Source organism: Edwardsiella piscicida, from assembly GCF_001896205.1.
Lineage (GTDB): Bacteria > Pseudomonadota > Gammaproteobacteria > Enterobacterales > Enterobacteriaceae > Edwardsiella > Edwardsiella piscicida.
The window spans coordinates 3,577,132-3,602,929 of the sequence record NZ_MPNU01000001.1 but is presented as its reverse complement, the minus strand read 5'-3'; the positions used below and the strand labels follow the sequence as shown (position 1 = coordinate 3,602,929).

The 25,798-nt window shown below is 55.7% G+C and carries 43 protein-coding genes; 36 read left to right on the top strand and 7 right to left on the bottom strand.

Annotated features, from left to right (window positions below; genetic code table 11):
- Window positions 1-294: 294 nt before the first annotated feature.
- From rpsJ to zntR, 30 genes are all read left to right on the top strand, one after another.
- Window positions 295-606: a 30S ribosomal protein S10 gene (gene rpsJ, locus BRD58_RS16645; protein ID WP_001181005.1), complete on the top strand. Its 312-nt coding sequence runs from the start codon at window positions 295-297 to the stop codon at window positions 604-606.
- A gap of 32 nt (window positions 607-638) precedes the next feature.
- Window positions 639-1,268, top strand: a complete 630-nt coding sequence (gene rplC, locus BRD58_RS16640; RefSeq protein ID WP_034168690.1) for a 50S ribosomal protein L3 — start codon at window positions 639-641, stop codon at window positions 1,266-1,268.
- Between the two features lie 10 nt (window positions 1,269-1,278).
- The gene (rplD, locus tag BRD58_RS16635) at window positions 1,279-1,884 is read left to right on the top strand and encodes a 50S ribosomal protein L4 (protein WP_012850030.1); all 606 of its coding nucleotides are present in this window, start codon (window positions 1,279-1,281) and stop codon (window positions 1,882-1,884) included.
- On the top strand, window positions 1,881-2,183 hold the full coding sequence (gene rplW, locus BRD58_RS16630; RefSeq protein WP_005290397.1) for a 50S ribosomal protein L23: 303 nt from the start codon (window positions 1,881-1,883) through the stop codon (window positions 2,181-2,183). Before rplD ends, rplW begins: the two co-directional genes overlap by 4 nt.
- A 19-nt stretch (window positions 2,184-2,202) precedes the next feature.
- Window positions 2,203-3,027 (top strand): 50S ribosomal protein L2, encoded by an 825-nt coding sequence (gene rplB, locus BRD58_RS16625; RefSeq protein ID WP_012850029.1) that lies wholly within the window; start codon window positions 2,203-2,205, stop codon window positions 3,025-3,027.
- 14 nt (window positions 3,028-3,041) lie between these two features.
- Window positions 3,042-3,320 carry a 30S ribosomal protein S19 gene (gene rpsS / locus BRD58_RS16620; RefSeq protein WP_005290393.1) on the top strand — a complete coding sequence of 93 codons (279 nt, stop codon included), beginning with the start codon at window positions 3,042-3,044 and terminating at the stop codon, window positions 3,318-3,320.
- Between the two features lie 14 nt (window positions 3,321-3,334).
- The gene (gene rplV, locus BRD58_RS16615; protein ID WP_012850028.1) at window positions 3,335-3,667 is read left to right on the top strand and encodes a 50S ribosomal protein L22; all 333 of its coding nucleotides are present in this window, start codon (window positions 3,335-3,337) and stop codon (window positions 3,665-3,667) included.
- A 17-nt stretch (window positions 3,668-3,684) separates the two neighbouring features.
- Window positions 3,685-4,386, top strand: coding sequence for a 30S ribosomal protein S3 (rpsC, locus tag BRD58_RS16610; RefSeq protein ID WP_012850027.1), 702 nt, complete (start codon window positions 3,685-3,687; stop codon window positions 4,384-4,386).
- 12 nt (window positions 4,387-4,398) lie between these two features.
- On the top strand, window positions 4,399-4,809 hold the full coding sequence (rplP, locus tag BRD58_RS16605; protein WP_005290387.1) for a 50S ribosomal protein L16: 411 nt from the start codon (window positions 4,399-4,401) through the stop codon (window positions 4,807-4,809).
- Window positions 4,809-5,000: a 50S ribosomal protein L29 gene (gene rpmC, locus BRD58_RS16600; RefSeq protein ID WP_005290385.1), complete on the top strand. Its 192-nt coding sequence runs from the start codon at window positions 4,809-4,811 to the stop codon at window positions 4,998-5,000. The genes rplP and rpmC overlap by 1 nt, the downstream gene beginning before the upstream one ends.
- Window positions 5,000-5,254 (top strand): 30S ribosomal protein S17, encoded by a 255-nt coding sequence (gene rpsQ, locus BRD58_RS16595; RefSeq protein WP_012850026.1) that lies wholly within the window; start codon window positions 5,000-5,002, stop codon window positions 5,252-5,254. Before rpmC ends, rpsQ begins: the two co-directional genes overlap by 1 nt.
- A 166-nt stretch (window positions 5,255-5,420) precedes the next feature.
- Window positions 5,421-5,792, top strand: a complete 372-nt coding sequence (gene rplN, locus BRD58_RS16590) for a 50S ribosomal protein L14 (protein ID WP_005290380.1) — start codon at window positions 5,421-5,423, stop codon at window positions 5,790-5,792.
- Window positions 5,793-5,803: 11 nt separating this feature from the next.
- On the top strand, window positions 5,804-6,118 hold the full coding sequence (gene rplX, locus BRD58_RS16585; RefSeq protein ID WP_012850025.1) for a 50S ribosomal protein L24: 315 nt from the start codon (window positions 5,804-5,806) through the stop codon (window positions 6,116-6,118).
- 14 nt (window positions 6,119-6,132) lie between these two features.
- Window positions 6,133-6,672 carry a 50S ribosomal protein L5 gene (gene rplE / locus BRD58_RS16580; protein ID WP_012850024.1) on the top strand — a complete coding sequence of 180 codons (540 nt, stop codon included), beginning with the start codon at window positions 6,133-6,135 and terminating at the stop codon, window positions 6,670-6,672.
- Between the two features lie 13 nt (window positions 6,673-6,685).
- On the top strand, window positions 6,686-6,991 hold the full coding sequence (rpsN, locus tag BRD58_RS16575) for a 30S ribosomal protein S14 (protein ID WP_012850023.1): 306 nt from the start codon (window positions 6,686-6,688) through the stop codon (window positions 6,989-6,991).
- 33 nt (window positions 6,992-7,024) lie between these two features.
- The gene (rpsH, locus tag BRD58_RS16570) at window positions 7,025-7,417 is read left to right on the top strand and encodes a 30S ribosomal protein S8 (protein ID WP_012850022.1); all 393 of its coding nucleotides are present in this window, start codon (window positions 7,025-7,027) and stop codon (window positions 7,415-7,417) included.
- Between the two features lie 12 nt (window positions 7,418-7,429).
- Window positions 7,430-7,963 carry a 50S ribosomal protein L6 gene (rplF, locus tag BRD58_RS16565; RefSeq protein WP_012850021.1) on the top strand — a complete coding sequence of 178 codons (534 nt, stop codon included), beginning with the start codon at window positions 7,430-7,432 and terminating at the stop codon, window positions 7,961-7,963.
- 9 nt (window positions 7,964-7,972) lie between these two features.
- Window positions 7,973-8,326, top strand: coding sequence for a 50S ribosomal protein L18 (gene rplR / locus BRD58_RS16560; RefSeq protein WP_012850020.1), 354 nt, complete (start codon window positions 7,973-7,975; stop codon window positions 8,324-8,326).
- A gap of 14 nt (window positions 8,327-8,340) precedes the next feature.
- Window positions 8,341-8,841 carry a 30S ribosomal protein S5 gene (gene rpsE, locus BRD58_RS16555; protein ID WP_012850346.1) on the top strand — a complete coding sequence of 167 codons (501 nt, stop codon included), beginning with the start codon at window positions 8,341-8,343 and terminating at the stop codon, window positions 8,839-8,841.
- A 6-nt stretch (window positions 8,842-8,847) separates the two neighbouring features.
- Complete coding sequence (gene rpmD, locus BRD58_RS16550; protein WP_005290362.1) at window positions 8,848-9,027, top strand: 50S ribosomal protein L30; 180 nt, start codon at window positions 8,848-8,850, stop codon at window positions 9,025-9,027.
- A 3-nt stretch (window positions 9,028-9,030) separates the two neighbouring features.
- Entirely contained in the window at window positions 9,031-9,465 is a 435-nt protein-coding gene (rplO, locus tag BRD58_RS16545; RefSeq protein ID WP_005290360.1) for a 50S ribosomal protein L15, read from the top strand.
- A 7-nt stretch (window positions 9,466-9,472) separates the two neighbouring features.
- On the top strand, window positions 9,473-10,804 hold the full coding sequence (secY, locus tag BRD58_RS16540; protein ID WP_005290357.1) for a preprotein translocase subunit SecY: 1,332 nt from the start codon (window positions 9,473-9,475) through the stop codon (window positions 10,802-10,804).
- Between the two features lie 33 nt (window positions 10,805-10,837).
- Window positions 10,838-10,954, top strand: a complete 117-nt coding sequence (rpmJ, locus tag BRD58_RS16535) for a 50S ribosomal protein L36 (protein WP_008815462.1) — start codon at window positions 10,838-10,840, stop codon at window positions 10,952-10,954.
- 146 nt (window positions 10,955-11,100) lie between these two features.
- Window positions 11,101-11,457 (top strand): 30S ribosomal protein S13, encoded by a 357-nt coding sequence (rpsM, locus tag BRD58_RS16530; protein ID WP_012850017.1) that lies wholly within the window; start codon window positions 11,101-11,103, stop codon window positions 11,455-11,457.
- Between the two features lie 16 nt (window positions 11,458-11,473).
- A complete protein-coding gene (rpsK, locus tag BRD58_RS16525; RefSeq protein ID WP_002919257.1) occupies window positions 11,474-11,863 on the top strand; it encodes a 30S ribosomal protein S11 in 390 nt (129 codons plus the stop codon).
- A 30-nt stretch (window positions 11,864-11,893) separates the two neighbouring features.
- Complete coding sequence (gene rpsD, locus BRD58_RS16520; protein ID WP_005290355.1) at window positions 11,894-12,514, top strand: 30S ribosomal protein S4; 621 nt, start codon at window positions 11,894-11,896, stop codon at window positions 12,512-12,514.
- A 25-nt stretch (window positions 12,515-12,539) separates the two neighbouring features.
- Window positions 12,540-13,529 carry a DNA-directed RNA polymerase subunit alpha gene (locus BRD58_RS16515; protein WP_005290354.1) on the top strand — a complete coding sequence of 330 codons (990 nt, stop codon included), beginning with the start codon at window positions 12,540-12,542 and terminating at the stop codon, window positions 13,527-13,529.
- Window positions 13,530-13,569: 40 nt separating this feature from the next.
- Complete coding sequence (rplQ, locus tag BRD58_RS16510; RefSeq protein WP_005297556.1) at window positions 13,570-13,956, top strand: 50S ribosomal protein L17; 387 nt, start codon at window positions 13,570-13,572, stop codon at window positions 13,954-13,956.
- 120 nt (window positions 13,957-14,076) lie between these two features.
- Window positions 14,077-14,442, top strand: a complete 366-nt coding sequence (locus BRD58_RS16505; RefSeq protein WP_069579445.1) for a DnaJ family domain-containing protein — start codon at window positions 14,077-14,079, stop codon at window positions 14,440-14,442.
- A 2-nt stretch (window positions 14,443-14,444) separates the two neighbouring features.
- Window positions 14,445-14,906, top strand: a complete 462-nt coding sequence (gene zntR / locus BRD58_RS16500) for a Zn(2+)-responsive transcriptional regulator (RefSeq protein ID WP_012850015.1) — start codon at window positions 14,445-14,447, stop codon at window positions 14,904-14,906.
- Window positions 14,907-14,959: 53 nt separating this feature from the next.
- On the opposite strand, the gene mscL is transcribed toward zntR, so the two are convergent.
- From mscL to def, 6 genes are all read right to left on the bottom strand, one after another.
- Window positions 14,960-15,367, bottom strand: a complete 408-nt coding sequence (gene mscL, locus BRD58_RS16495; RefSeq protein ID WP_015462412.1) for a large-conductance mechanosensitive channel protein MscL — start codon at window positions 15,365-15,367, stop codon at window positions 14,960-14,962.
- 78 nt (window positions 15,368-15,445) lie between these two features.
- Window positions 15,446-16,891, bottom strand: coding sequence for a TrkH family potassium uptake protein (locus tag BRD58_RS16490; protein WP_012850013.1), 1,446 nt, complete (start codon window positions 16,889-16,891; stop codon window positions 15,446-15,448).
- Between the two features lie 8 nt (window positions 16,892-16,899).
- Window positions 16,900-18,276, bottom strand: a complete 1,377-nt coding sequence (trkA, locus tag BRD58_RS16485; RefSeq protein ID WP_015462410.1) for a Trk system potassium transporter TrkA — start codon at window positions 18,274-18,276, stop codon at window positions 16,900-16,902.
- Window positions 18,277-18,328: 52 nt separating this feature from the next.
- Window positions 18,329-19,621, bottom strand: a complete 1,293-nt coding sequence (rsmB, locus tag BRD58_RS16480) for a 16S rRNA (cytosine(967)-C(5))-methyltransferase RsmB (protein ID WP_012850011.1) — start codon at window positions 19,619-19,621, stop codon at window positions 18,329-18,331.
- A 143-nt stretch (window positions 19,622-19,764) separates the two neighbouring features.
- The gene (gene fmt, locus BRD58_RS16475; protein ID WP_015462409.1) at window positions 19,765-20,712 is read right to left on the bottom strand and encodes a methionyl-tRNA formyltransferase; all 948 of its coding nucleotides are present in this window, start codon (window positions 20,710-20,712) and stop codon (window positions 19,765-19,767) included.
- A gap of 19 nt (window positions 20,713-20,731) precedes the next feature.
- Complete coding sequence (gene def / locus BRD58_RS16470; RefSeq protein WP_012850009.1) at window positions 20,732-21,247, bottom strand: peptide deformylase; 516 nt, start codon at window positions 21,245-21,247, stop codon at window positions 20,732-20,734.
- A gap of 122 nt (window positions 21,248-21,369) precedes the next feature.
- Here def and dprA point away from each other — a divergent pair, with 122 nt between their 5' ends.
- The 6 genes from dprA to BRD58_RS16440 are packed head-to-tail and all read left to right on the top strand — an operon-like array spanning window position 21,370 to window position 25,199.
- Complete coding sequence (dprA, locus tag BRD58_RS16465; protein ID WP_012850008.1) at window positions 21,370-22,482, top strand: DNA-processing protein DprA; 1,113 nt, start codon at window positions 21,370-21,372, stop codon at window positions 22,480-22,482.
- Entirely contained in the window at window positions 22,454-22,924 is a 471-nt protein-coding gene (locus BRD58_RS16460) for a DUF494 family protein (RefSeq protein WP_015462408.1), read from the top strand. Before dprA ends, BRD58_RS16460 begins: the two co-directional genes overlap by 29 nt.
- A gap of 37 nt (window positions 22,925-22,961) precedes the next feature.
- Complete coding sequence (locus BRD58_RS16455; protein WP_015462407.1) at window positions 22,962-23,522, top strand: DNA topoisomerase family protein; 561 nt, start codon at window positions 22,962-22,964, stop codon at window positions 23,520-23,522.
- Window positions 23,523-23,532: 10 nt separating this feature from the next.
- Window positions 23,533-24,102, top strand: coding sequence for an L-threonylcarbamoyladenylate synthase type 1 TsaC (tsaC, locus tag BRD58_RS16450; protein WP_012850005.1), 570 nt, complete (start codon window positions 23,533-23,535; stop codon window positions 24,100-24,102).
- A gap of 3 nt (window positions 24,103-24,105) precedes the next feature.
- The gene (aroE, locus tag BRD58_RS16445; protein WP_069579443.1) at window positions 24,106-24,921 is read left to right on the top strand and encodes a shikimate dehydrogenase; all 816 of its coding nucleotides are present in this window, start codon (window positions 24,106-24,108) and stop codon (window positions 24,919-24,921) included.
- The gene (locus BRD58_RS16440; RefSeq protein ID WP_012850003.1) at window positions 24,918-25,199 is read left to right on the top strand and encodes a DUF1488 family protein; all 282 of its coding nucleotides are present in this window, start codon (window positions 24,918-24,920) and stop codon (window positions 25,197-25,199) included. The genes aroE and BRD58_RS16440 overlap by 4 nt, the downstream gene beginning before the upstream one ends.
- Here BRD58_RS16440 and BRD58_RS16435 read toward each other — a convergent pair.
- Complete coding sequence (locus BRD58_RS16435; RefSeq protein ID WP_012850002.1) at window positions 25,163-25,717, bottom strand: gamma carbonic anhydrase family protein; 555 nt, start codon at window positions 25,715-25,717, stop codon at window positions 25,163-25,165. The genes BRD58_RS16440 and BRD58_RS16435 overlap by 37 nt on opposite strands.
- Window positions 25,718-25,798 lie beyond the last annotated feature (81 nt).

Below are 25,798 nucleotides of genomic sequence, written 5' to 3'. Positions count from 1 at the left end.
GTAATCGATAGCCAGCAATAACACCAGAAAGAGGGCGCTATGGCGCCCTTTTTCACGGCGTTTTGTCGCCTGTCGCTGGTTATTTTGCATCCGGCCTTGCTTCCTGGCCAGATCTAAGTATAATGCGCGGGCTGCCTAATATTGGCAGCCTGATTTCGATCAGCGGCGGCGCGTTCCGCCAAACAATACTCCCGATATGGGGGTTATGAAATGAACGATTACACTCCCCCGTCAATCGAAATGGGTGCGAGGAGTAATTTTCTACGTTTATAAAATAATTGGAGCTCTGGTCTCATGCAGAACCAAAGAATCCGTATCCGCCTGAAAGCATTTGATCATCGTCTGATCGATCAATCAACCGCGGAAATCGTCGAGACTGCCAAGCGCACTGGTGCGCAGGTTCGTGGTCCGATCCCGCTGCCGACCCGCAAAGAGCGCTTTACCGTTCTGATCTCTCCGCACGTTAACAAAGACGCGCGTGATCAGTACGAAATCCGCACTCACAAGCGTCTGGTTGACATCGTTGAGCCAACCGAGAAAACCGTTGATGCTCTGATGCGTCTGGATCTGGCTGCCGGTGTAGACGTGCAGATCAGCCTGGGTTAATCAGGACATTGAGCGATTGAGAGGTTGAAACAATGATTGGTTTAGTCGGGAAAAAAGTGGGTATGACCCGCATCTTCACTGAAGATGGCGTTTCTATCCCTGTAACCGTTATCGAAATCGAAGCAAACCGCGTTACTCAGGTCAAAGATCTGGATAACGACGGCTACCGCGCCATCCAGGTTACCACTGGTAGCAAAAAAGCTAACCGTGTAACCAAACCGGAAGCGGGTCACTTCGCGAAAGCTGGCGTTGAAGCCGGCCGCGTTCTGCGTGAATTCCGTCTGTCTGAAGGTGAAGAGTTCACCATCGGTCAGAACATCTCCGTAGAAATCTTCGCTGACGTTAAAAAAGTAGACGTTACCGGTATCTCCAAAGGTAAAGGTTTCGCCGGCACCGTTAAGCGCTGGAACTTCCGTACCCAGGACGCTACTCACGGTAACTCCCTGTCTCACCGCGCTCCGGGTTCTATCGGTCAGAACCAGACTCCGGGCAAAGTGTTCAAGGGTAAGAAAATGGCAGGTCAGCTGGGTAACGAGCGTGTAACCGTTCAGAGCCTGGACGTAGTACGTGTTGACGCTGAGCGCAACCTGCTGCTGGTTAAAGGTGCTGTCCCGGGTGCTACCGGTGGCGACCTGATCGTTAAACCAGCTGTGAAGGCGTGAGGAGATAGCAATGGAATTAGTATTGAAAGACGCGCAAAGCGCGCTGACTGTTTCCGAAACTACCTTCGGTCGTGATTTCAACGAAGCGCTGGTTCACCAGGTTGTTGTGGCTTATGCAGCCGGTGCCCGTCAGGGTACTCGTGCTCAGAAGACCCGTGCTGAAGTTACTGGCTCCGGTAAAAAACCGTGGCGCCAGAAAGGCACCGGCCGTGCGCGTTCTGGTTCTATCAAGAGCCCGATCTGGCGCTCTGGTGGCGTGACCTTCGCTGCTCGTCCGCAGGACCACAGTCAAAAAGTTAACAAAAAGATGTACCGCGGCGCGCTGAAAAGCATCCTGTCCGAACTGGTACGTCAAGATCGTCTGATCGTCGTTGAGAAGTTCTCTGTTGAAGCGCCGAAAACCAAGCTGCTGGCACAGAAACTGAAAGACATGGCGCTGGACGATGTGCTGATTGTAACCAGCGAAGTCGACGAGAACCTGTTCCTGGCCGCGCGCAACCTGTTCAAGGTTGACGTACGCGACGTAGCAGGCATCGACCCGGTTAGCCTGATCGCCTTCGACAAAGTGGTTATGACTGCTGATGCTGTTAAGCAAGTTGAGGAGATGCTGGCATGATCCGTGAAGAACGTCTGCTGAAAGTACTGCGCGCGCCGCACGTTTCTGAAAAAGCGTCTATGGCGATGGAAAAGAACAACACCATCGTTCTCAAAGTTGCTACAGATGCAACCAAAGCAGAAATCAAAGCCGCAGTTAAGAAACTGTTCGAAGTTGAAGTTGACACTGTTCGCACCCTGGTTGTTAAAGGGAAAGTGAAGCGTCACGGTCAGCGTATCGGTCGTCGTAGCGACTGGAAAAAAGCTTACGTCACCCTGAAAGAAGGCCAGAATCTGGACTTCATCGGCGGCGCAGAGTAAGTCGGAGGAGTAGCGAACAATGGCAATTGTTAAATGTAAACCGACATCTCCGGGTCGTCGCCACGTTGTTAAAGTGGTTAACCCTGAGCTGCACAAGGGCAAACCGTTCGCCCCGCTGCTGGAGAAAAACAGCAAGACCGGTGGTCGTAACAACAACGGCCGCATCACCACTCGTCACATCGGTGGTGGTCACAAACAGCAGTATCGTCTGATTGACTTCAAACGCAATAAAGACGGTATCCCGGCTGTTGTTGAGCGTCTGGAGTACGATCCGAACCGTTCCGCGAACATCGCGCTGGTTCTGTACAAAGACGGCGAACGCCGTTACATCCTGGCGGCGAAAGGTCTGAAAGCTGGCGATCAGATTCAGTCTGGCGTTGATGCTGCAATCAAAGCGGGTAACACCCTGCCGATGCGCAACATCCCGGTTGGTTCTACCGTTCATAACGTAGAAATGAAGCCGGGTAAAGGCGGCCAGCTGGCTCGTTCCGCTGGTGCTTACGTTCAGATCGTTGCACGCGATGGTGCCTATGTCACCCTGCGTCTGCGCTCTGGCGAAATGCGTAAAATCCCGGCTGACTGCCGCGCCACTCTGGGCGAAGTCGGTAACGCTGAGCATATGCTGCGCGTTCTGGGTAAAGCAGGTGCTGCACGCTGGCGTGGTGTTCGTCCGACCGTTCGCGGTACTGCGATGAACCCGGTAGACCACCCGCACGGTGGTGGTGAAGGTCGTAACTTTGGTAAGCACCCGGTAACCCCGTGGGGCGTACAGACCAAAGGTAAGAAGACCCGCAGCAATAAGCGTACTGATAAATTCATCGTACGTCGCCGTAGTAAAAAATAATTAGAGGATAAACCATGCCACGTTCTCTCAAGAAAGGTCCTTTTATTGACCTGCACTTGCTGAAGAAGGTAGAGAAAGCGGTGGAAAGCGGAGACAAAAAGCCACTTAAGACTTGGTCCCGTCGTTCAACGGTCTTTCCAAACATGATCGGTTTGACCATCGCTGTCCATAATGGTCGTCAGCACGTTCCGGTATTTGTCGTCGATGAAATGGTCGGCCACAAACTGGGTGAATTCGCGCCGACTCGTACTTATCGCGGCCATGCGGCTGATAAAAAAGCCAAAAAGAAATAAGGTAGGAGGAAGAGATGGAAACTATTGCTAAGCATTGCCATGCTCGCTCTTCTGCTCAGAAGGTTCGCCTGGTGGCTGACCTGATCCGCGGTAAGAAAGTGTCACAGGCTCTGGAAGTTCTGACCTACACCAACAAGAAAGCGGCTGTACTGGTCAAAAAGGTTCTGGAATCTGCCATTGCTAACGCAGAACACAACGATGGCGCTGACATCGATGATCTGAAAGTATCCAAGATCTTCGTCGACGAAGGCCCGACCATGAAGCGCATCATGCCGCGTGCAAAAGGTCGCGCTGATCGTATCCTGAAGCGCACCAGCCACATTACTGTGGTTGTGTCCGATCGCTGAGACTCTGGAGACTAGCAATGGGTCAGAAAGTACATCCTAATGGTATTCGCCTGGGTATTGTGAAGCCTTGGAACTCTACCTGGTATGCGAATACTAAAGAATTCGCTGACAACCTGGACAGCGACTTTAAAGTTCGTCAGTTCCTGAACAAAGAGCTGGAAAAGGCGTCCGTTTCTCGCATCGTTATCGAGCGTCCGGCGAAGAGCATCCGTGTGACCATTCACACCGCTCGTCCGGGTATCGTTATCGGTAAGAAAGGCGAAGACGTAGAAAAACTGCGCAAGGGCGTTGCAGAGATTGCTGGCGTACCGGCACAGATCAACATCGCCGAAGTGCGTAAACCGGAACTGGACGCCAAACTGGTGGCTGACAGCATCACTTCACAGCTGGTACGTCGCGTTATGTTCCGTCGTGCTATGAAGCGTGCTGTACAGAACGCTATGCGTCTGGGCGCTAAAGGTATCAAAGTTGAAGTCAGCGGCCGCCTGGGCGGTGCTGAGATCGCGCGTACCGAATGGTACCGTGAAGGTCGTGTTCCGCTGCACACGCTGCGTGCGGACATCGACTACAACACCTCTGAAGCGCACACCACTTATGGTGTAATCGGCGTTAAGGTATGGATCTTCAAAGGTGAGATCCTGGGTGGTATGGCTGCTGTTGAACAACCGGAAAAACCGGCTGCTCAGCCTAAGAAGCAGCAGCGTAAAGGCCGCAAGTAAGGAGAGTCGCTGATGTTACAACCTAAGCGTACAAAATTCCGTAAAGTGCATAAAGGCCGTAACCGCGGTCTGGCGCAGGGTACGGATGTTAGCTTCGGCACTTTCGGTCTGAAAGCTGTTGGCCGTGGCCGTTTGACTGCCCGCCAAATCGAAGCAGCACGTCGTGCTATGACCCGTGCTGTTAAGCGTCAGGGTAAAATCTGGATCCGCGTGTTCCCGGACAAGCCGATCACGGAAAAACCGCTGGCCGTTCGTATGGGTAAAGGTAAAGGTAACGTTGAGTACTGGGTAGCCCTGATTCAGCCGGGTAAAGTCCTGTACGAAATGGACGGTGTGCCTGAAGAGCTGGCCCGTGAGGCCTTCAAACTGGCAGCAGCGAAACTGCCTATCAAAACCACCTTTGTAACTAAGACGGTGATGTAATGAAAGCAAACGAGCTGCGTGAGAAGAGTGTTGAAGAGCTGAACACCGAGCTGCTGAATCTGCTGCGCGAAGAGTTTAATCTTCGCATGCAGGCGGCGGGCGGCCAGCTGCAACAGTCTCACCTGTTGAAGCAAGTGCGTCGTAATATCGCACGTGTTAAGACTTTACTGAACGAGAAGGCGGGTGCGTAATGACCGATAAAATCCGTACTCTGCAAGGTCGCGTTGTTAGCAACAAAATGGAGAAATCCATGGTTGTTGCTATCGAGCGCATGGTGAAGCACCCGATCTACGGTAAATTCATCAAACGTACGACCAAACTGCACGTACATGACGAGAACAACGAATGCGGTATCGGTGACGTGGTTGAAATCCGCGAATGCCGTCCGCTGTCCAAGACCAAATCCTGGACGCTGGTTCGCGTTGTAGAGAAAGCTGTTCTGTAATACAGTACACTCTCTCAGCAATGATAAACGGCTCAGATTTTGAGCCGTTTATTTTTTCTACCCATATTCTGGAAGCAGTGTTATAATGCTGCGCCCTCAATTATGGGGATTTTTAACGGCCCACACTGGGTCTCGAAGTAGTAGTTGACATTAGCGGAGCACTGAAATGATCCAAGAACAGACTATGCTGAACGTCGCCGATAACTCCGGCGCGCGTCGCGTAATGTGTATCAAGGTTCTGGGTGGCTCGCACCGTCGCTACGCAGGCATCGGCGACATCATCAAGATCACCATCAAGGAAGCAATTCCGCGTGGTAAGGTCAAAAAAGGTGATGTGCTGAAGGCGGTAGTGGTGCGCACCAAGAAGGGTGTACGTCGCCCTGACGGATCTGTCGTTCGCTTTGACGGCAATGCTTGTGTACTGTTGAACAACAACAGTGAGCAGCCGATCGGTACGCGTATTTTTGGGCCGGTGACACGTGAACTGCGTTCTGAAAAGTTCATGAAAATCATCTCTCTGGCACCAGAAGTACTCTAAGGAGCGAATCCATGGCAGCGAAAATCCGTCGTGATGACGAAGTAATCGTGCTGACCGGCAAAGATAAAGGTAAGCGCGGTAAAGTAAAAAACGTCCTGTCTTCTGGTAAAGTTGTCGTTGAAGGCATCAACCTGGTTAAGAAACATCAGAAGCCGGTTCCGGCTCTGAACCAACCGGGTGGCATCGTTGAAAAAGAAGCCGCTGTTCAGGTTTCCAACGTTGCAATCTTCAATGCGGCTACCGGTAAAGCGGACCGTGTAGGCTTTCGGTTTGAAGACGGCAAAAAAGTCCGTTTCTTCAAGTCCAATGGCGAAACTATCAAGTAATTTGGAGTAGTACGATGGCGAAACTGCATGATTACTACAAAGACGAAGTAGTTAAAAAGCTCATGACTGAGTTTAACTACAATTCTGTCATGCAAGTCCCTCGGGTCGAGAAGATCACCCTGAACATGGGTGTTGGTGAAGCGATCGCTGACAAGAAACTGCTGGATAACGCAGCAGCTGACCTGACAGCGATCTCCGGTCAAAAACCGCTGATCACCAAAGCACGCAAATCAGTTGCAGGCTTCAAAATCCGTCAGGGCTATCCGATCGGCTGTAAAGTAACTCTGCGTGGCGAACGCATGTGGGAGTTCTTTGAGCGTCTGATCTCTATTGCTGTACCGCGTATCCGTGACTTCCGTGGCCTGTCCGCGAAGTCTTTCGACGGCCGTGGTAACTACAGCATGGGCGTACGTGAGCAGATTATCTTCCCAGAAATCGACTATGACAAAGTCGATCGCGTTCGTGGTTTGGACATCACCATTACCACTACTGCGAAATCTGACGAAGAAGGCCGTGCGCTGCTGACTGCTTTTAACTTCCCGTTCCGCAAGTAAGGTAGGGTTACTAATGGCTAAGCAATCCATGAAAGCACGCGAAGTCAAGCGCGTGAAATTAGCTGATAAGTTCTTTGCCAAACGCGTTGAACTGAAAGCGATCATCTCTGATATCAACGTATCCGACGAAGATCGTTGGAATGCGGTACTTAAGCTGCAGACTCTGCCGCGTGATTCCAGCCCAAGCCGTCAGCGTAATCGCTGCCGCCAAACTGGCCGTCCGCACGCTTTCCTGCGTAAGTTCGGGTTGAGCCGTATCAAGGTCCGTGAAGCCGCTATGCGCGGTGAAATTCCGGGTCTGAAAAAGGCTAGCTGGTAATTGTCACCAATTGAATCACGGGAGTAAAGACAGATGAGCATGCAAGATCCGATCGCGGATATGCTGACCCGTATCCGTAACGGTCAGGCCGCGAACAAAGTTGCGGTCACCATGCCTTCCTCCAAGCTGAAAGTGGCAATTGCCAACGTGCTGAAGGAAGAAGGTTTTATTGAAGATTTCAAAATCGAAGGCGACGCCAAGCCTGTTCTGGAACTGGTACTGAAGTACTTCCAGGGCAAGCCGGTAGTAGAAAGCATTCAGCGTATCAGCCGCCCTGGTCTGCGCATCTATAAGAAAAAAGATGAGCTGCCGAAAGTTATGGCCGGTCTGGGTATCGCAGTTATTTCTACCTCTAAAGGTGTCATGACTGATCGTGCTGCCCGCCAAGCTGGCCTGGGCGGCGAGATTATCTGCTACGTAGCGTAATCGGAGGAAAGAATGTCTCGTGTTGCAAAAGCACCCGTCGTCATTCCTGCCGGCGTAGAGGTAAAACTCAACGGTCAGGTTATTTCGATTAAGGGTAAAAACGGCGAGCTGACTCGTACTATCAACGACGCTGTTGAAATTAAGCATGCTGATAACGCACTGACCTTTGGTCCGCGCGACGGCTTCGTGGACGGCTGGGCCCAAGCGGGTACCGCGCGTGCACTGCTGAACTCAATGGTTATCGGTGTTACCGAAGGCTTCACTAAGAAGCTGCAGCTGGTAGGTGTTGGTTATCGTGCAGCAGTTAAAGGCAATGTGGTGAATCTGGCCCTGGGCTTCTCTCACCCTGTTGACCATGAGCTGCCGGCAGGCATCACTGCTGAATGTCCGTCTCAGACTGAAATCGTGCTGAAAGGCGCTGATAAGCAGCTGATCGGTCAGGTTGCAGCGGATCTGCGCGCTTACCGTCGTCCTGAGCCTTACAAAGGCAAAGGTGTCCGTTACGCCGACGAAGTCGTGCGTACCAAAGAGGCTAAGAAGAAGTAAGGTAACACTATGGATAAGAAATCTGCTCGTATCCGTCGTGCGACCCGCGCACGCCGCAAGCTCAAAGAGCTGGGTGCAACTCGCCTGGTGGTACATCGTACCCCGCGTCACATCTACGCACAGGTTATTGCCCCGAATGGTTCTGAAGTCCTGGTTGCCGCTTCTACCGTAGAAAAAGCAATCAGTGAACAACTGAAATACACTGGGAACAAAGAAGCCGCAGCAGCTGTAGGTAAAGCTATCGCTGAACGCGCGCTGGAAAAAGGCGTCAAGGACGTGTCCTTCGACCGCTCTGGTTTCCAATATCATGGTCGTGTCCAGGCACTGGCAGATGCTGCCCGTGAAGCTGGCCTTCAGTTCTAAGGTAGAGGTGTAAGATGTCGCACATCGAAAAACAAGCTGGCGAACTGCAGGAAAAGCTGATCGCGGTAAATCGCGTATCTAAGACTGTTAAAGGTGGCCGTATTTTTAGCTTCACCGCACTGACTGTAGTGGGTGATGGCAACGGTCGCGTCGGTTTTGGCTACGGCAAAGCCCGTGAGGTTCCGGCAGCGATCCAGAAAGCGATGGAGAAAGCCCGTCGTAACATGATCAACGTCGCGCTGAACAGCGGCACCCTGCAGCACCCGGTTAAAGGTGCTCACACGGGTTCTCGTGTGTTCATGCAGCCGGCTTCTGAAGGTACCGGTATCATCGCCGGTGGTGCAATGCGCGCCGTCCTGGAAGTCGCTGGAGTTCGTAACGTTCTGGCTAAAGCATATGGTTCCACCAACCCGATTAACGTGGTTCGTGCAACTATCGACGGTCTGGAATGTATGAAATCTCCGGAAATGGTCGCTGCCAAGCGTGGTAAATCCGTTGAAGAAATTCTGGGGTAATAGACCATGGCAAAGACTATCAAAATTACTCAAACCCGCAGTGCGATCGGCCGTTTGCCGAAACATAAGGCAACGCTGCTTGGCCTGGGTCTGCGTCGCATCGGTCACACCGTAGAGCGTGAGGATACTCCTGCCGTTCGTGGTATGATCAACGCGGTTTCCTACATGGTTAAAGTTGAGGAGTAACAGATGCGTTTGAATACTCTGTCTCCGGCCGAAGGCTCCAAGCACGCTTCCAAGCGTCTGGGTCGTGGTATCGGTTCTGGCCTGGGTAAAACCGGCGGTCGTGGTCACAAAGGTCAGAAGTCTCGTTCTGGCGGTGGCGTACGTCGCGGTTTCGAAGGTGGCCAGATGCCGCTGTACCGTCGTCTGCCGAAGTTTGGCTTCACCTCTCGTAAAGCGATGGTGACTGCTGAAATTCGTCTGTCTGAGATCGCGCTGATCGAAGGCGACGTTATCGACCTGAACGTGCTGAAAGCGGCTAACGTTATTGGCCCGCAGATCGAATTCGCCAAAGTTATGCTGTCTGGTGAAATCAATCGTGCAGTAACCCTGCGCGGTCTGCGTGTGTCCAAAGGCGCACGTGCTGCGATTGAAGCTGCTGGCGGTAAAATCGAGGAATAAGTAGCAGATGGCTAAACAACCGGGATTAGATTTTCAAAGTGCCAAGGGTGGACTGGGCGAGCTCAAGCGCAGACTGTTGTTTGTTATTGGGGCGCTGATTGTTTTCCGTATTGGCTCTTTTATTCCGATCCCTGGTATTGATGCCGCTGTACTTGCCAAACTACTCGAGCAACAGCAGGGCACCATCATCGACATGTTTAACATGTTCTCCGGTGGTGCTCTGAGCCGTGCTTCTATCTTTGCTCTGGGGATCATGCCGTATATTTCGGCGTCGATCATTATCCAGCTGCTGACGGTGGTTCACCCCACCCTGGCGGAAATAAAGAAAGAAGGGGAGGCTGGCCGTCGCAAGATTAGCCAGTACACCCGCTACGGTACGCTGGTGCTGGCCATATTCCAGTCGATCGGTATTGCTACCGGTTTGCCGAATATGCCTGGAATGCAGGGCCTGGTAATTAATCCGGGCTTTGCTTTCTACTTCACTGCGGTTGTGAGTCTGGTGACCGGGACAATGTTCCTGATGTGGCTGGGCGAACAGATTACTGAGCGCGGTATCGGTAACGGTATCTCGATCATTATCTTCGCAGGGATTGTGGCGGGTCTTCCGCCGGCGATTGGCCATACTATCGAGCAAGCGCGGCAGGGCGACCTGCACTTCCTTCTGTTGCTGTTGGTTGCAGTGTTAGTATTCGCAGTAACCTTCTTCGTTGTTTTCGTGGAGCGTGGTCAGCGTCGTATCGTCGTTAACTATGCCAAGCGTCAGCAAGGTCGTCGTGTTTACGCAGCACAGAGCACACATTTGCCGTTGAAAGTGAATATGGCAGGGGTTATCCCGGCAATCTTCGCTTCCAGCATCATTCTGTTCCCGGCCACGATCGCATCTTGGTTTGGGGGCGGTACAGGTTGGAACTGGCTGACTACAATTTCGCTGTATTTGCAGCCTGGGCAACCGCTTTATGTGTTACTCTATGCGTCTGCAATCATCTTCTTCTGTTTCTTCTACACGGCGTTGGTTTTCAACCCGCGTGAAACAGCGGATAACCTGAAGAAGTCCGGTGCATTTGTACCAGGAATTCGTCCGGGAGAGCAAACGGCGAAGTACATCGATAAGGTAATGACCCGTCTGACTCTGGTTGGTGCGCTGTACATTACATTTATCTGCCTGATCCCGGAGTTCATGCGTGATGCGATGAAAGTACCGTTCTATTTCGGTGGTACTTCACTACTCATCGTAGTAGTCGTCATCATGGACTTTATGGCTCAAGTGCAAACTCTGATGATGTCCAGTCAGTACGAGTCTGCATTGAAGAAAGCGAACCTGAAAGGCTATAACCGCTAATCTAGGTGAGTTTGAGAAGTTACGGAGAGTAAAATGAAAGTTCGTGCTTCCGTCAAGAAATTATGCCGTAACTGCAAAATCGTTAAGCGCAACGGTGTTGTGCGTGTGATTTGCAGCGTAGAACCGAAGCATAAACAGCGTCAAGGCTGATTATCTCGCATATTTTTCTTGCAAAGTTGGGTTGAGCTGGCTAGATTAGCCAGCCAATCTTTTGTTTGTTGCAACGGCGCCATTTGAGTATCCTGAAAACGGGCTTTTCAGAGTAGCGCCGTCGTATATTAATCTAGGAGTGCATAGTGGCCCGTATAGCAGGCATTAACATTCCTGATCAAAAGCATACCGTGATCGCGCTGACCGCGATCTTCGGCATCGGCAAAACCCGTTCACAGGCTATCTGCGCCGCTGCGGGCATTGCTGAAAATGTTAAGATCAGTGAGCTGTCTGAAGAGCAAATCGAAACGCTGCGTGACGAAGTCGCCAAATACACCGTAGAAGGCGATCTGCGTCGTGAAGTTACCCTGAGCATCAAGCGTCTGATGGACATTGGTTGCTATCGTGGTTTGCGTCATCGTCGTGGTCTGCCGGTTCGCGGTCAGCGTACTAAGACCAACGCACGTACCCGCAAGGGTCCGCGTAAACCGATCAAGAAATAGTCGGGGTGATTGAACAATGGCAAAAGCACCAATTCGTGCACGTAAGCGCGTAAGAAAGCAAGTATCTGACGGTGTGGCTCACATCCATGCTTCTTTCAACAACACCATCGTTACCATTACTGATCGTCAGGGTAACGCACTGGGTTGGGCAACAGCCGGTGGTTCCGGTTTCCGTGGTTCTCGTAAATCCACTCCGTTTGCCGCTCAGGTTGCAGCAGAGCGCTGCGCTGAAGCTGTAAAAGAGTACGGTATCAAGAATCTGGAAGTTATGGTTAAAGGACCGGGTCCGGGTCGCGAATCTACCATCCGCGCTCTGAACGCGGCCGGTTTCCGCATCACGAACATCACTGATGTGACTCCGATCCCTCATAACGGTTGTCGTCCGCCGAAGAAACGTCGCGTATAACGTCGTTTCTCGGATAGTTGGAGAAAGAAAATGGCAAGATATTTGGGTCCTAAGCTCAAGCTGAGCCGTCGTGAGGGCACCGACCTGTTCCTGAAGTCAGGTGTTCGCGCGATCGATTCCAAGTGTAAAATTGAACAGGCACCTGGCCAGCACGGTGCGCGCAAGCCGCGTCTGTCTGACTACGGTGTTCAGTTGCGTGAGAAGCAAAAAGTTCGTCGTATCTACGGCGTTCTGGAGCGTCAGTTCCGTAACTACTACAAAGAAGCAGCACGTCTGAAAGGCAACACCGGTGAAAACCTGTTGGCTCTGCTGGAAGGTCGTCTGGACAACGTTGTTTACCGCATGGGCTTTGGCGCTACCCGCGCAGAAGCACGTCAGCTGGTTAGCCACAAGGCTATCGTAGTAAACGGTCGCGTTGTTAACATCGCTTCTTATCAGGTATCTCCGAACGACGTAGTCAGCGTCCGTGAGAAAGCGAAGAAGCAGTCTCGCGTTAAAGCCGCTCTGGAGCTGGCTGAGCAGCGTGAAAAGCCGACTTGGCTGGAAGTTGATGCTGCTAAAATGGAAGGTGTGTTCAAGCGTCAGCCTGAACGTTCCGACCTGTCTGCGGACATTAACGAACACCTGATCGTCGAGCTTTACTCCAAGTAAAGCTTAGTACCAAAGAGAGGACACAATGCAGGGTTCTGTGACAGAGTTTCTAAAACCGCGCCTGGTAGATATCGAGCAACTGAGTTCGACGCACGCCAAGGTGACCCTTGAGCCGTTAGAGCGTGGCTTTGGCCATACTCTTGGTAACGCACTGCGCCGTATTCTGCTTTCATCTATGCCGGGTTGCGCGGTGACCGAGGTTGAGATTGATGGTGTACTGCACGAGTACAGCACCAAAGAAGGCGTACAGGAAGATATCCTGGAAATCCTGCTCAACCTGAAAGGGCTGGCGGTGAAAGTTCAAGGCAAAGATGAAGTAATTCTTACCCTGAATAAATCTGGCATTGGCCCTGTGACTGCAGCCGATATCACCCATGATGGTGATGTCGAAATCGTCAAGCCGCACCATGTGATCTGCCATCTGACCGATGAAAACGCATCTATCAATATGCGTATCAAAGTTCAGCGTGGTCGTGGTTATGTGCCGGCGTCTGCCCGAATTCATTCGGAAGAAGATGAGCGCCCGATCGGCCGTCTGTTGGTCGACGCCTGCTACAGCCCTGTAGAGCGTATTGCCTACAATGTTGAAGCAGCGCGCGTTGAACAGCGTACCGACCTGGACAAGCTGGTCATCGAGATGGAAACCAACGGTACCATTGACCCGGAAGAGTCAATTCGCCGTGCGGCAACTATCCTGGCTGAACAACTTGAAGCTTTCGTTGACCTGCGTGATGTACGTCAGCCGGAAGTGAAAGAAGAGAAGCCTGAGTTCGATCCGATCCTGCTGCGCCCTGTTGACGATCTGGAATTGACTGTCCGCTCTGCGAACTGCCTGAAGGCAGAAGCTATCCACTACATCGGTGATCTGGTACAGCGTACCGAGGTTGAGTTGCTGAAAACGCCGAACCTGGGTAAAAAATCTCTTACTGAGATTAAAGACGTGCTGGCCTCTCGCGGTCTCTCTCTGGGCATGCGCCTGGAAAATTGGCCGCCGGCAAGTATCGCTGACGAGTAACTGGATCACAGGTTAAGGTTTTACTGAGAAGGATAAGGTCATGCGCCATCGTAAGAGTGGTCGTCAACTGAACCGCAACAGCAGCCATCGCCAGGCTATGTTCCGCAACATGGCCGGTTCTCTGGTTCGTCATGAGATCATCAAGACGACCCTGCCGAAAGCGAAAGAGCTGCGTCGCGTGGTTGAGCCGCTGATTACTCTTGCCAAGACCGACAGCGTTGCTAACCGTCGTCTGGCATTCGCCCGTACTCGTGATAACGAGATCGTGGCAAAACTGTTTAACGAGCTGGGCCCGCGCTTCGCGAGCCGTGCCGGTGGCTACACTCGCATTCTGAAGTGTGGCTTCCGTGCAGGCGACAACGCGCCGATGGCTTACATCGAGCTGGTTGATCGTTCTGTATCTGAAGCAGAAGCTGCAGCAGAGTAATCTGCTAATGCATAGGAAAGCCGGGCTTTGGCCCGGTTTTTTTATTGTCTGAATTCCGCCCCGCTTTATTTTCCCTCCGTCTGGCTTTACCCTGCATACAGATATCTAACCGGAATCACTATGTCGATTATCGATGATTGGGCTGAACGCCATATCGCCGATGCTCAGGCGCGCGGCGAGCTCTCTGCGCTGCCAGGCGAGGGAAGACCGCTGCTCCTGGATGATGACAGCCATGTTCCTGCCGAGCTGCGCTCTGGCTATCGTCTGCTGAAGAATGCGGGCTGTCTGCCGCCGCAGCTGGAGCAGCGCCGCGAGGCGATAACGCTGCTGGAGATGCTGCGGGGGATCGACGGCGATCACCCTGACTATCGCGCGCTGAGCAAACGTCTGGCACTGCTGGAGCTGCGCCTGCAGCAGGCCGGCTTGGATACCGCTTTTTTACGCGGTGCCTACGGCGAGCCGCTGCGGCGGCAGTTGGGAGAGTAACCATGTACCGTATTGGTCAACTGGCGAAGCTGGCCGGCGTTACGCCGGATACGATCCGCTACTATGAAAAGCAGCAAATGATGGTTCACGCGGTGCGTACCGAGGGCGGCTATCGCCTATACGGTGACGCCGATTTGCAGCGCCTGCGCTTCATTCGCTATGCCCAGCGCGTGGGACTATCGCTGGAAGCTATTCGGGAGCTGCTCTCGATCCGAGTCGACCCGGCCCACCATACGTGTCAGGAGTCGAAGTCTATCGTCGAGCGGCGTCTGCGTGAGGTGGAGAGTAAGCTGCGGGAGTTGGAGTATATGCGCGACTCGCTGCGGCGCCTGAGCGATGCCTGCTGCGGCACGGCGCACAGTAGCGCCTACTGCTCTATTCTCGAGGCGCTGGAGGCGGGGGCTGAGGCGTTTTTACCACGGGTGGATTTACGTGGTCATTTTACTCCGCGCTCGGATCGCTAGCGGCAGGGAAGACGGAGAGCGGCAGGAGAGCCTGCCGCCAGGCGGTGTCCGGTTTATTTGTCTTGCTGCTGCGCCTTAAGCAAGTCGCGGATTTCCGTTAGCAGTACCTCTTCTGCGCTGGGCGCCGGCGGCGTTGCTTCCGCCTTTTGGCGGCGCAGCTTGTTCATCAGCTTGATCGCCATAAAAATGGCGAATGCGACGATGACAAAGTCGAAGATGGTCTGTATGAACTGGCCATAGTTGACGACTACGGCCGGGGCACTGCCGACGGCCTCGCGTATTACCCAGTGAAACTGTTTAAAGTCGACGCCGCCGATCAGCAGACCGAGCAGCGGCATGACCACATCCCCGACCAGCGAGGAGACGATTTTACCGAACGCGGCGCCGATGATAACCCCGACGGCCATATCCACGACGTTGCCGCGCATGGCAAATTCACGAAACTCTTTCAGTAGACTCATAGCGACTCCCCTAAATGACGCATACTCTAAGTGTAATCACTTACCGCCGCTTTGCTAGGCGATGCACGTTGGGGAGTCTCAGCGCCGCCAGAAGCTGGGGAAGAACAGCACCAGCATAGTCATCACCTCGAGTCGCCCCAAGAGCATGCCTAGCGCCAGGGCCCACTTGGCTACGTCGGGCAGCGGCGCGAAGTTGCCGCTGGGACCGATGAGCGGCCCCATTCCTGGACCGACGTTGGCCATCGCGGTCATGGCGCCAGTGATCGCCGAAAGTGCGTCGACGCCGCACAGCCCGAGGATGGCGGCAATCAGCATGGTGATCGCAATAAACGCCATCATAAAGGCGATCACCGAGCGGCTCACCTCATTGGTGATCGGACGGTTGTTATAGCGTCGCGGAAAGACGGCGTTGGGGTGGATCAGCTTGCGCACCTCGATATGCAGGCTTTCAAAGCCAATCTGCACTCGGAACATTTTGATCCCGCCGGCGGTAGAGCCGGAGCAGCCGCCCAGCAGCATGACCGAGGCGAACAGCACCGTGGAGAACGGTGTCCACTGATCGAAGTTACCCAGAGAGTAGCCGGTAGTCGACAGGATATTGATCAAATTGAAGAACGCGATGCGCAGGCTATCTTCAAAATCAAAGATGTGCTTATGCCATAGCCACAGGGTGAGCACCAGGCCGGTGACCAGCACAAAGCGGCTAAAGCCAACCAGCTGCTGGTCGCGCATCAGGGTTCGGAGACTGCGCTGACGCAGCGCCTGAACGAACAGCAGAAATGGCAGGGAGCCGAGGAACATAAACAGGATGGCGTTCCACTGCGCCAGTACGGAGTACGCGGCCATGGATTTGTCGTTAGTTGAAAATCCGCCGGTGGAGATGGTTGCGAAGGCGTGGTTGACGGCATCGAAGTTGCTCATCCCCGCGTAGCGATAGCCGAGGTAGCAGAGGAACGTCAGCACCGCATAGACCGCCATGATGCTTTTGGCTACGTCTTTCATCCGCGGCGAGGATTTCTCTGACCAGTCGGAGGATTCGGTATGGAACAGGCGCATACCGCCGACGTCCAGAAACGGCAGAATGGCGACCGCCATCACGATAAACCCGACGCCGCCCATCCACTGCAGCAGCGAGCGCCACAGTAAGACGCTGGGCTCCATCTGGTTGAGATTGGACAGCACCGAGGAGCCGGTGGTGGTCAGCCCGGACATGGTCTCAAAGAAGGCATCGGTAAAGGTGATATGTTTGATGAACACAAAGGGCAGTGCGCCGAAGCAGCAGGCCGTCAGCCACGCCAGGGTCGTGGTCAGAAACATATCGCGGATACGCAGGTAGAATTTCTGGCTGCGCCCTTGGGCGATCAAAAACAGGGCGATCAGGTGGGTGATGATCACCGCCTGCAGAAATTCGTAAACCCCACCGGTGCCGGTAAGCAGGGCATACAGCAGCGGCACGTACATCAGTAGCGCCACTTTCGACAGCATCATCCCAAGGATGTACAGCACGGAGCGATAGTTGAGCATAGCCGTAGTTACAAAAAGAAAGGACTTGGCTGAAACAGGCGCTCCACGTCGGATATAAATTTCTTGTCCGTCAGGAACATGATCACGTGATCTCCCTGTTCAATTTTGGACTCACGGCTGGCAATCAGCACGTCGTCCCCCCGAACGATAGCGCCGATGGTGGTGCCCGGCGGCAGCTTAATCTCCTCGACCCGCCGTCCGACCACCTTCGAGGTGCTTTCGTCGCCGTGCGCGATGGCCTCAATCGCTTCGGCCACGCCGCGTCGCAGGGAGGAGACGCTGACGATATCCGCCTTGCGCACATGGCCGAGCAGGGCAGAGATAGTGGCCTGCTGCGGCGAGATGGCGATATCGATGACGCTGCCCTGCACCAGATCGACGTAGGCGCTGCGCTGGATCAGCACCATCACCTTTTTGGCGCCGAGGCGTTTGGCCAGCATGGCCGACATAATATTGGCCTCATCATCGTTGGTCAGGGCGATGAAAACATCCACCTGGTCGATGTGCTCTTCGGTCAGCAGCTCCTGATCGGAGGCATCGCCGTAAAAGACGATGGTGTCATGCAGCTTCTCGGCCAGTTCGGCGGCGCGCTGGGCGTTATGCTCAATCAGCTTGACGCTGTAGTCTTTCTCCAGTCGCTGGGCTAGCCCGGCTCCGACGTTGCCGCCGCCGACGATCATGATGCGTTTATAGGGTTTCTCCAGCCGCTGCAGCTCACTCATGACTGCCCGGATATTATGCGATGCTGCGACAAAGAAGACCTCATCGCCGGCCTCGATCACCGTGGATCCCTGCGGGCGGATCGGTCGATCCTGGCGGAAGATCGCCGCCACGCGGGTATCGATATGCGGCATATGCTCCTTCAGCGAGGTCAGGGCGTTGCCCACCAACGGCCCGCCGTAGTAGGCCTTGACCGCCACCAGGCTGACCTTACCCTCGGCAAAGTTCACTACCTGCAGCGCCCCGGGATATTCGATCAGCCGGTAGACATAGTCGGTGACCAGCTGTTCGGGCGCGATCAGGTGGTCGATAGGAACCGCCTCTGGGTTGAACAACCGCTCGTGCTCGCGGATATATTCGGTCGAGCGGATACGGGCGATCCGGTTTGGGGTACTGAACAGGGAATAGGCGATCTGGCAGGCGATCATGTTGGTTTCGTCCGAGCTGGTCACGGCGACCAGCATATCGGCGTCATCCGCGCCGGCTTCACGCAGTACCCGCGGATGGGAGCCATAGCCCTGCACGACGCGCAGATCGAACTTATCCTGTAGCTGACGCAGGCGATCGCTGTTGGTGTCGACGATGGTGATATCGTTGTTCTCACCCACCAGGTTTTCTGCGAGGGTCCCCCCCACCTGGCCGGCACCTAAAATGATAATTTTCATGATGCTGTTCTCTGCTTGGCGAGCGCCGACCGCCTGGTGGGCGGCCTGCGGATTATGCTTTTATCAGCTTAGCGTAAAAGAAGCCGTCGCCTGCGTCGGGCCGCGGCAAAAACTGAAGGCCGGGCCGCTGTATATCGCCGGTGTCGCTCAGGCGAGCATCCGGGTGGCGCGACAGGAAGGCAAGGATCTGCTCCTGGTTTTCCTGCGGCAGAATCGAGCAGGTGGCGTAGACCATCACGCCGCCGGATTTCAAGAAAGGCCAGACGGCATCGATGATCTCGCGCTGCAGCGCGGCCAGCTCGGCGATATCGCTGTCGCGACGTAGCCATTTGATGTCCGGATGGCGGCGGATGACGCCGGTCGCCGAACAGGGCGCGTCCAAGAGAATCCGATCGAACTGCCGACCGCGGGCCCACTCGTCAGGGGTACGCCCATCGCCGCAGCGGATCTCGGCATGCTGCTGCAGCCGCTGCAGGTTTTCGCGCACCCGCTTGAGACGGCTTTCATCGACGTCAACGGCCAGTACGTGGGCCTTCGGCGCCGCCTCCAGAATATGGGTGGTTTTTCCGCCCGGCGCGCAGCACAGATCGAGGATCTGCTCACCGTCCTGCGGATCGAGCAGATCCACGCTGTGCTGCGCGCTGGCATCCTGTACCGTGACCCATCCCTGTTCGAAGCCCGGCAGGCGAGACACCGGCTGCGGATCCTGCAGGCGGAGGGCGTCAGGAAAGGTTTCGTGGGGGACGGCGTCAATACCGGCCTGCAGCAGCAGCGCCAGATAGGCGTCGCGTGTGTGGTGGCACCGATTGACCCGCAGCCACATCGGCGGGCGCTGATTATTGGCATCCGCGATACTCTGCCACTGCTCCGGGTAGGCCTGCTGCAGACGCTTAAGCAACCATGAGGGATGCAGCCAGTGGCTGGCATGCTGCTGTGACTGTAAAAGCAGCGGCTGCTGTTGGCGCTGAAACTGGCGCAGTACACCGTTGATGAGCCCCTTGAGCTGCGGGCGCTTGAGCGCAACGGCGCCGTCAACGGTCTCTGCCAGCGCTGCGTGGGGAGGGATACGCGTATAGATCAGCTGATATAGCCCGACCAGCAGCAGGTAGTGCAGCGGACGCTGTTTGCCCGTCAGGACCTTGGCCATCAGCTGCTGTACTATCCACTCCAGCTGCGGCAGTACCCGCAGCGTGCCAAAGCACAGCTCCTGTAGCAGGGCTCGGTCTTTATCGCTGAGAGGCTGGGCGGCGCTGGGCAGTACGCTGCTCAGGGACTGCCCCTGATCGAGGACTGCGCTCAGCGTGCGGGCCGCGATGGCACGCAGGTTATAGGGAGTATTTTTCATTGACACAAGGGACCGTCGCTGCGAGTAAATCAGATATTGTTCGAAGTTTATCACGGTTTGCGGGGGAAATACCCCACCGGCGCTGACGTCAGGGGACAGGTGAATAGACGATCTCCGCCCGGACGGCGCCGGGCGGACGGTGCTTATGCCAGAACGGTACCGGGCAGGAAGCTCTCTTTACGCGAGTTGAGCAGGTCACGGGCCGTCATGCTTTTCTTGCCGGCCGGCTGCAGCTGGGTTAACAGCAGCACTCCCTGCGCAGTGGCGACGGCGATCCCCTGCTTGTCGGCGCTGACGATGGTTCCCGGTGCGGCGGTGGCGTGCTGAGACAGCGCCGTTGCTTCCCAGACTTTCACCGGCTGCTCTTCCAGCATAAAGAAGCTGACCGGCCAGGGATTAAAGGCGCGTACGCAGCGCGCCAGCTGCTCGGCAGAGAGAGACCAATCCAGACGAGCCTCTTCCTTGCTAAGCTTTTCCGCATAGGTGCTCAGCGCATCATCCTGCTTCTGGGCCTGGGCGGTGTCGTCAGCCAGCTGGGACAGCGTGGTCAGCAGGCCCTGCGGTCCCAGCGCGGCTAGCTTATCGTACAGCGTGGCGCTGGTGTCGTCCTGCGTGATGGGACAAGACAGCTTCAGCAGCATATCACCGGTATCCAGCCCGACGTCCATCTGCATAATGGTGACGCCGGTTTCGCTATCGCCTGCCCATAGCGCCCGCTGGATCGGTGCCGCACCGCGCCAGCGCGGCAGCAGAGAGCCGTGTACGTTAATACAGCCCAGGCGCGGCATATCCAGCACAGCCTGCGGCAGGATCAGGCCATAGGCGACCACGACCATGACGTCGGCCTGCAGCGAGGCGACCAGGCGCTGATTTTCCTCCGGGCGCAGAGAGGCCGGCTGAAAGACCGGCAGATCATGCTGTAGCGCCAGGGCCTTGACCGGACTCGGCGTCAGCTTGTTACCGCGCCCCGACGGCCGATCCGGCTGGGTAAAGACGCCGACGATCTGATGATCTGAGGCCAAGAGCGCCTCGAGATGGCGGGCGGCAAAATCGGGCGTACCCGCAAAAATGATACGAAGCGAATGAGACACGGGAGTATCCTGCCTTGGGTTAGTTAACGGCGCGGGCCTGTTGCTTATACAGCTTTTCCAGCTTTTGACGGATGCGCTGACGCTTCAGCGGCGACAGATAGTCAATAAACAGCTTACCCATCAGGTGATCCATTTCGTGCTGAATGCAGATGGCTAGCAGACCATCGGTCTCCAGTTCAAAGGGCTTACCGTCGCGATCCAGGGCGCGCACTTTGATGCTTTCCGCACGGGTCACCAGCGCCCGCTGTTCAGGAACGGAGAGACACCCCTCTTCGATACCGGCCTCCCCGTCATGCTGCAGCAGCTCCGGGTTGATCAATACCAAACGCTGATCGCGATTCTCTGATACGTCAATGACGATAATACGCTGGTGAATGTCCACCTGCGTCGCGGCTAGGCCAATGCCCTCTTCCGCGTACATGGTCTCGAACATATCGTCGACAATGCGCTGGATTTCGGGCGTAACTTCGTGTACCGGCTTGGCAATAGTGCGAAGCCGCTCATCGGGGAAATGTAATACCTGCAATACCGCCATAAATCTCTTTAAACGTCCTCTGAGCTAGGGAATGATTTTCACTCCTATTCTAGACAGTTCTCCCCCTGATTGACAGTATTGTTCACCTATTGAACACATCGGCCGATAGCCGCGGGAGCGCAATGGAAAGTCACGAAATCTGGCTGCGTCTCGCGCAGGTTCGCGGGCTGGGGGCGCCCCGTATCGTTAACGCGGCGCGGATATTGGTACAGCAGGGCGTATCGGCGCAGGGGATGGTGTCCGGCGGGCTGACCTCTGCGCAGCAGCGCCAGTTTCATGGCGCCGCGGGTATCGCTGAGGCGCTGGCGTGGTTGGACGGCGGTCGAGGGGCGATGCTAACGCTGGTCGATAGTGCCTACCCCGATCGCTTGCGCCAGATTGCCGGCGCTCCTGCGCTGCTGTTTGTTTGCGGCGATCCCCGCCTGCTGTCAACGGCGGCGCTGGCGATTGTGGGCAGCCGTACGCCCAGCGGCTATGGTGATAGCCAGGCGCAGTTTTTTTCCCGCGTGCTGGCGGCGAGTGGATTGACGATTGTCAGCGGTCTTGCGCTGGGGATCGATGGACTGGCGCACCGCGGCGCGCTGTCGGCGCAGGGAAAGACCATCGCAGTGCTGGGCAGTGGGCCGGACTGCGTGGCGCCGCGAACGCACCGCGGGTTGGCGCAGGCCATTCTAGAGGCGGACGGCGCGCTGGTGTCCGAGTTTTTTCCAGGGACAGAGGCACGCCCTGCCTATTTTCCGCAGCGTAATCGGATCATTAGTGGGTTGAGTCTGGGGGTTCTGGTGGTCGAGGCGACGCTGCGCAGCGGCTCGCTGATCACGGCGCGTCTGGCATTGGATCAAGGGCGGGAGGTGTTCGCCATTCCCGGCTCGCTAGATAGCCCGCAGAGCGCAGGGTGCCATTGGCTGATCCAGCAGGGCGCGTCTCTTATCGCTGCGCCGGCGGATATCCTTGAGCAACTGAACAGCTCGCTGCATTGGTTGGCGCCGCTCACAGAAGGGAATATTTCTGCCGGGGAAGACGATGCTCAATTGCCATTTGCCGAGGTGTTGGCTAACGTAGGGGATGAGGTGACAACCGTTGACGCTGTCGCCGAACGCATCGGTCGATCTGTGCCAGACGTAGCAGTAGCCCTGCTCGAACTGGAGTTAGCAGGATGGATTAAGGTAGTGTCCGGCGGCTATGTCCGTGTGAAGAGGGCTGGCCATGTTCGATGTACTCATGTATCTGTTTGAGACCTATATCCACACTACGGCCGGGATGCACATCGATCAGGATAAGCTAACTGACGATTTGACCAGCGCGGGCTTTGAGCGTGGGGATATCTTTCGGGCGCTGAACTGGCTGGAAAAGCTGGCGATGATGCAGGAAGAGGGAGATGTAGTTCTGCCGGTGGACGATCCGCATGCGCTGCGTCTCTACACCGCAGATGAAATGGCCTGCTTAGATAGTGAGTGCCGTGGATTCCTGCTGTTCTTGGAGCAGATTCAGCTATTGACGCCGGAGATCCGTGAGATGGTTATCGATCGGGTGATGGCGCTGGAGATCGAACAGTTTGAGCTGGACGATCTGAAGTGGGTGGTGCTGATGGTGCTGTTTAATGCGCCGGGACATGAGCACACCTATCGGCAGATGGAAGAGCTGCTTTTTGAGGTTCATGAAGGCTACCTGCATTGAGCGGGTGGCTGGTTCGTTTATTGAAAGAAACAAGATTATGACGCAAGGCGCATTATTTGGTGTCAAGAAGAGTGAGCCATGCCCCGAGTGCGGCGCCGAGCTGGTGATCCGCAGCGGTAAGCATGGCCCTTTTCTGGGCTGTTCCCACTATCCTGCCTGCCAGTATATTCGCGCGCTGAAGTCGGCCGACGGGCATATTGTTAAGGTGCTTGAAGGGCAGCGATGTCCGCAGTGTGGCGATGTGCTGGTGCTGCGCCAGGGGCGCTACGGTATGTTTATCGGGTGTCACGGTTATCCTCAGTGTGAACATACTGAGGCTATCGATAAGCCGGATGAGACTCGGTTAGCGTGCCCCCAGTGTGGCAAGGGTAATCTGCTGCAGCGCCGCTCGCGCTACGGTAAAACATTCTATGCCTGTGAGCGCTACCCAGACTGCCAGTTCAGCGTGAATTTGAAACCCGTCGCCGGTGTCTGCCCGCATTGCCACTACCCGCTACTGGTGGAGAAGAAAAGCGCAGGCGGCGTGCGTCGCTATTGTGCCAGCAAGCTGTGCGGGAAAGCCGTCGAGCCGCTTGACGATACCCCGACAGATCAATAATAAAGAAGCTATGGATAAAGAACTGAGTGACTCACTGGCCGCCGCGGTGGCGGCCCTGCGCCAGCAGCGTGTTATCGCCTATCCCACGGAGGCGGTCTTCGGCCTAGGGTGCGATCCGGACAGCGAGTCTGCGGTGCAGACCCTGCTGGACCTTAAGCAGCGTCCGTGGGACAAAGGGCTGATTCTGATTGCGGCGGATTATCAGCAGCTATTGCCTTATGTCTGCGATGAGGCGCTGCAGGGCGAGCGCCGCGCCGCCGTTTTCTCCCGCTGGCCAGGGCCGGTGACCTGGGTGATGCCAGCCCGGGCAGATACGCCGCGCTGGCTGACCGGCCGCTTTAGCACGCTGGCCGTGCGGGTCAGCGCGCATCCGCAGGTTCAGCAGCTGTGCCGCTCCTACGGCAAACCCTTGGTTTCCACCAGTGCCAACCTCAGCGGGCTGCCCCCCTGCCGTACGGCCGCCGAGGTGCGCCAACAGTTTGGCTCAGCTTTCCCGGTGCTGAATGCGCCGGTCGGCGGGCGTCAAAATCCATCTGAAATCCGCGATGCACTGAGCGGTGAACTGTTACGTCAGGGCTAAGCGATGCAGCGATTTGCCGTTTTTGGTCACCCGATAAAGCACAGCCAGTCGCCGCGTATCCACCGGCTTTTTGCTCAACAGACCGGTATTGCGCTCAGCTATGAGGCGATGCTGGCGCCGCTGGATGATTTTCCCGCCTTTGCTATGGCCTTTTTCCAGCAGGGGGGGCGAGGCGCTAACGTCACCACCCCCTTTAAAGAGCAGGCTTGGCAGATGGTGGATATCTTGACGCCGCGGGCCCGTCTGGCCGGCGCGGTGAATACACTGCATTGGCAAAACGCCCGTCTGCTGGGGGATAACACGGACGGTATTGGACTGGTCAGTGATTTACGTCGGCTGGCGATGATCGGCGATGCGAGTCGAGTTTTGCTGTTGGGCGCCGGGGGTGCCGCTCGCGGCGTGATCCTACCGCTGCTGGAGCAGGGGTGTCGGATCGCGCTGGCCAACCGAACCCCTGCCCGGGCACAGGCGTTGGCCGCTGCATTTCAGGCGCAGGGGGAGATTGAGGCATTGCCCTACGATGCGCTTGACGATCACACCTTCGATCTCATTATTAACGCAACCGCTTCAGGGCTGCAGGGCGAGGTCCCGCCGCTGCCGCCCTCGATCATGCGCCCGGATTGCGCCTGTTATGACATGTTTTATCGCGCGGGGGCGACGCCGTTTCTGGCCTGGGCTCAGCAGCAGGGCGCGGTACGCTTGGCTGATGGCTTCGGTATGCTGGTGGCGCAGGCGGCGCACGCCTTCTCGCTGTGGCATGGCGTCATGCCGCAGATAGCGCCGGTGCTGATACAGCTACGTCAGGAGCAGGCGGGATGAATCAGTCTATCCTCTTTCCCGAGCTGGAGCAGTGGCAGGCGTCGTCATCGACCATCACCTTTCCGGCGATGGTCAACGGTTTTCAGGTCACCTGCGCTATCCGGTGGGGGGATCTGCAGGTCTTGGCCGCCCGCATGGGCGCGGGGGAGGCGCATCAGGTGCCGCTGACGCTGTTTCAGACCCTGCGCTGGCAGCTGGAGGAGTATGCCGAGCAAGAGATTATCGATGAAGCGTATGACGATCAGGGCTGGGTGTGGATTTCCGCCTGTGAGAGATAGTCATTCTTCCAGTTAACGTAGTTGTCGGCCGACCGGCGCAGTCCGGCTTGCTCCTGTGCCGTCAGTGGCCGGATCTGGCGAGCCGGGCTGCCCAGATATAAAAAGCCACTCTCCAGCCGTTTTCCCGGCGGAACCAGACTTCCCGCGCCCAGAATGACCTCATCTTCTATCTGTACGCCATCCAGAACGATGGCGCCCATCCCGATCAGCACCCGATCGCCAATACAGCAACCGTGCAGCATCACCTTATGACCAACCGTCACGTCGCTGCCGATAATGGTTGGATGTCCCTGGGTTGACGTGGCGCGGTTGCCAACATGGATCACGCTGCCGTCTTGGATATTACTGCGGTCACCAATGACAATATAGTTAACATCGCCACGGATCACGACCTGAGGCCAGATACTGACGTCGTCACCCAGCGTGACCTGTCCAATCACGGTTGCGGTTGCATCTATAAAGGGGCGTTCGCCTAAGATCGGCATAAAAGAGAGGTAGGGACGTACGGAGAGAGACATAGTGACCGCCTGAAAAATGGAGAGGGTATTGGCGATACTAGCGCGCTGGTGGGGGAATTCAATCGATAACGCCCGCCGATA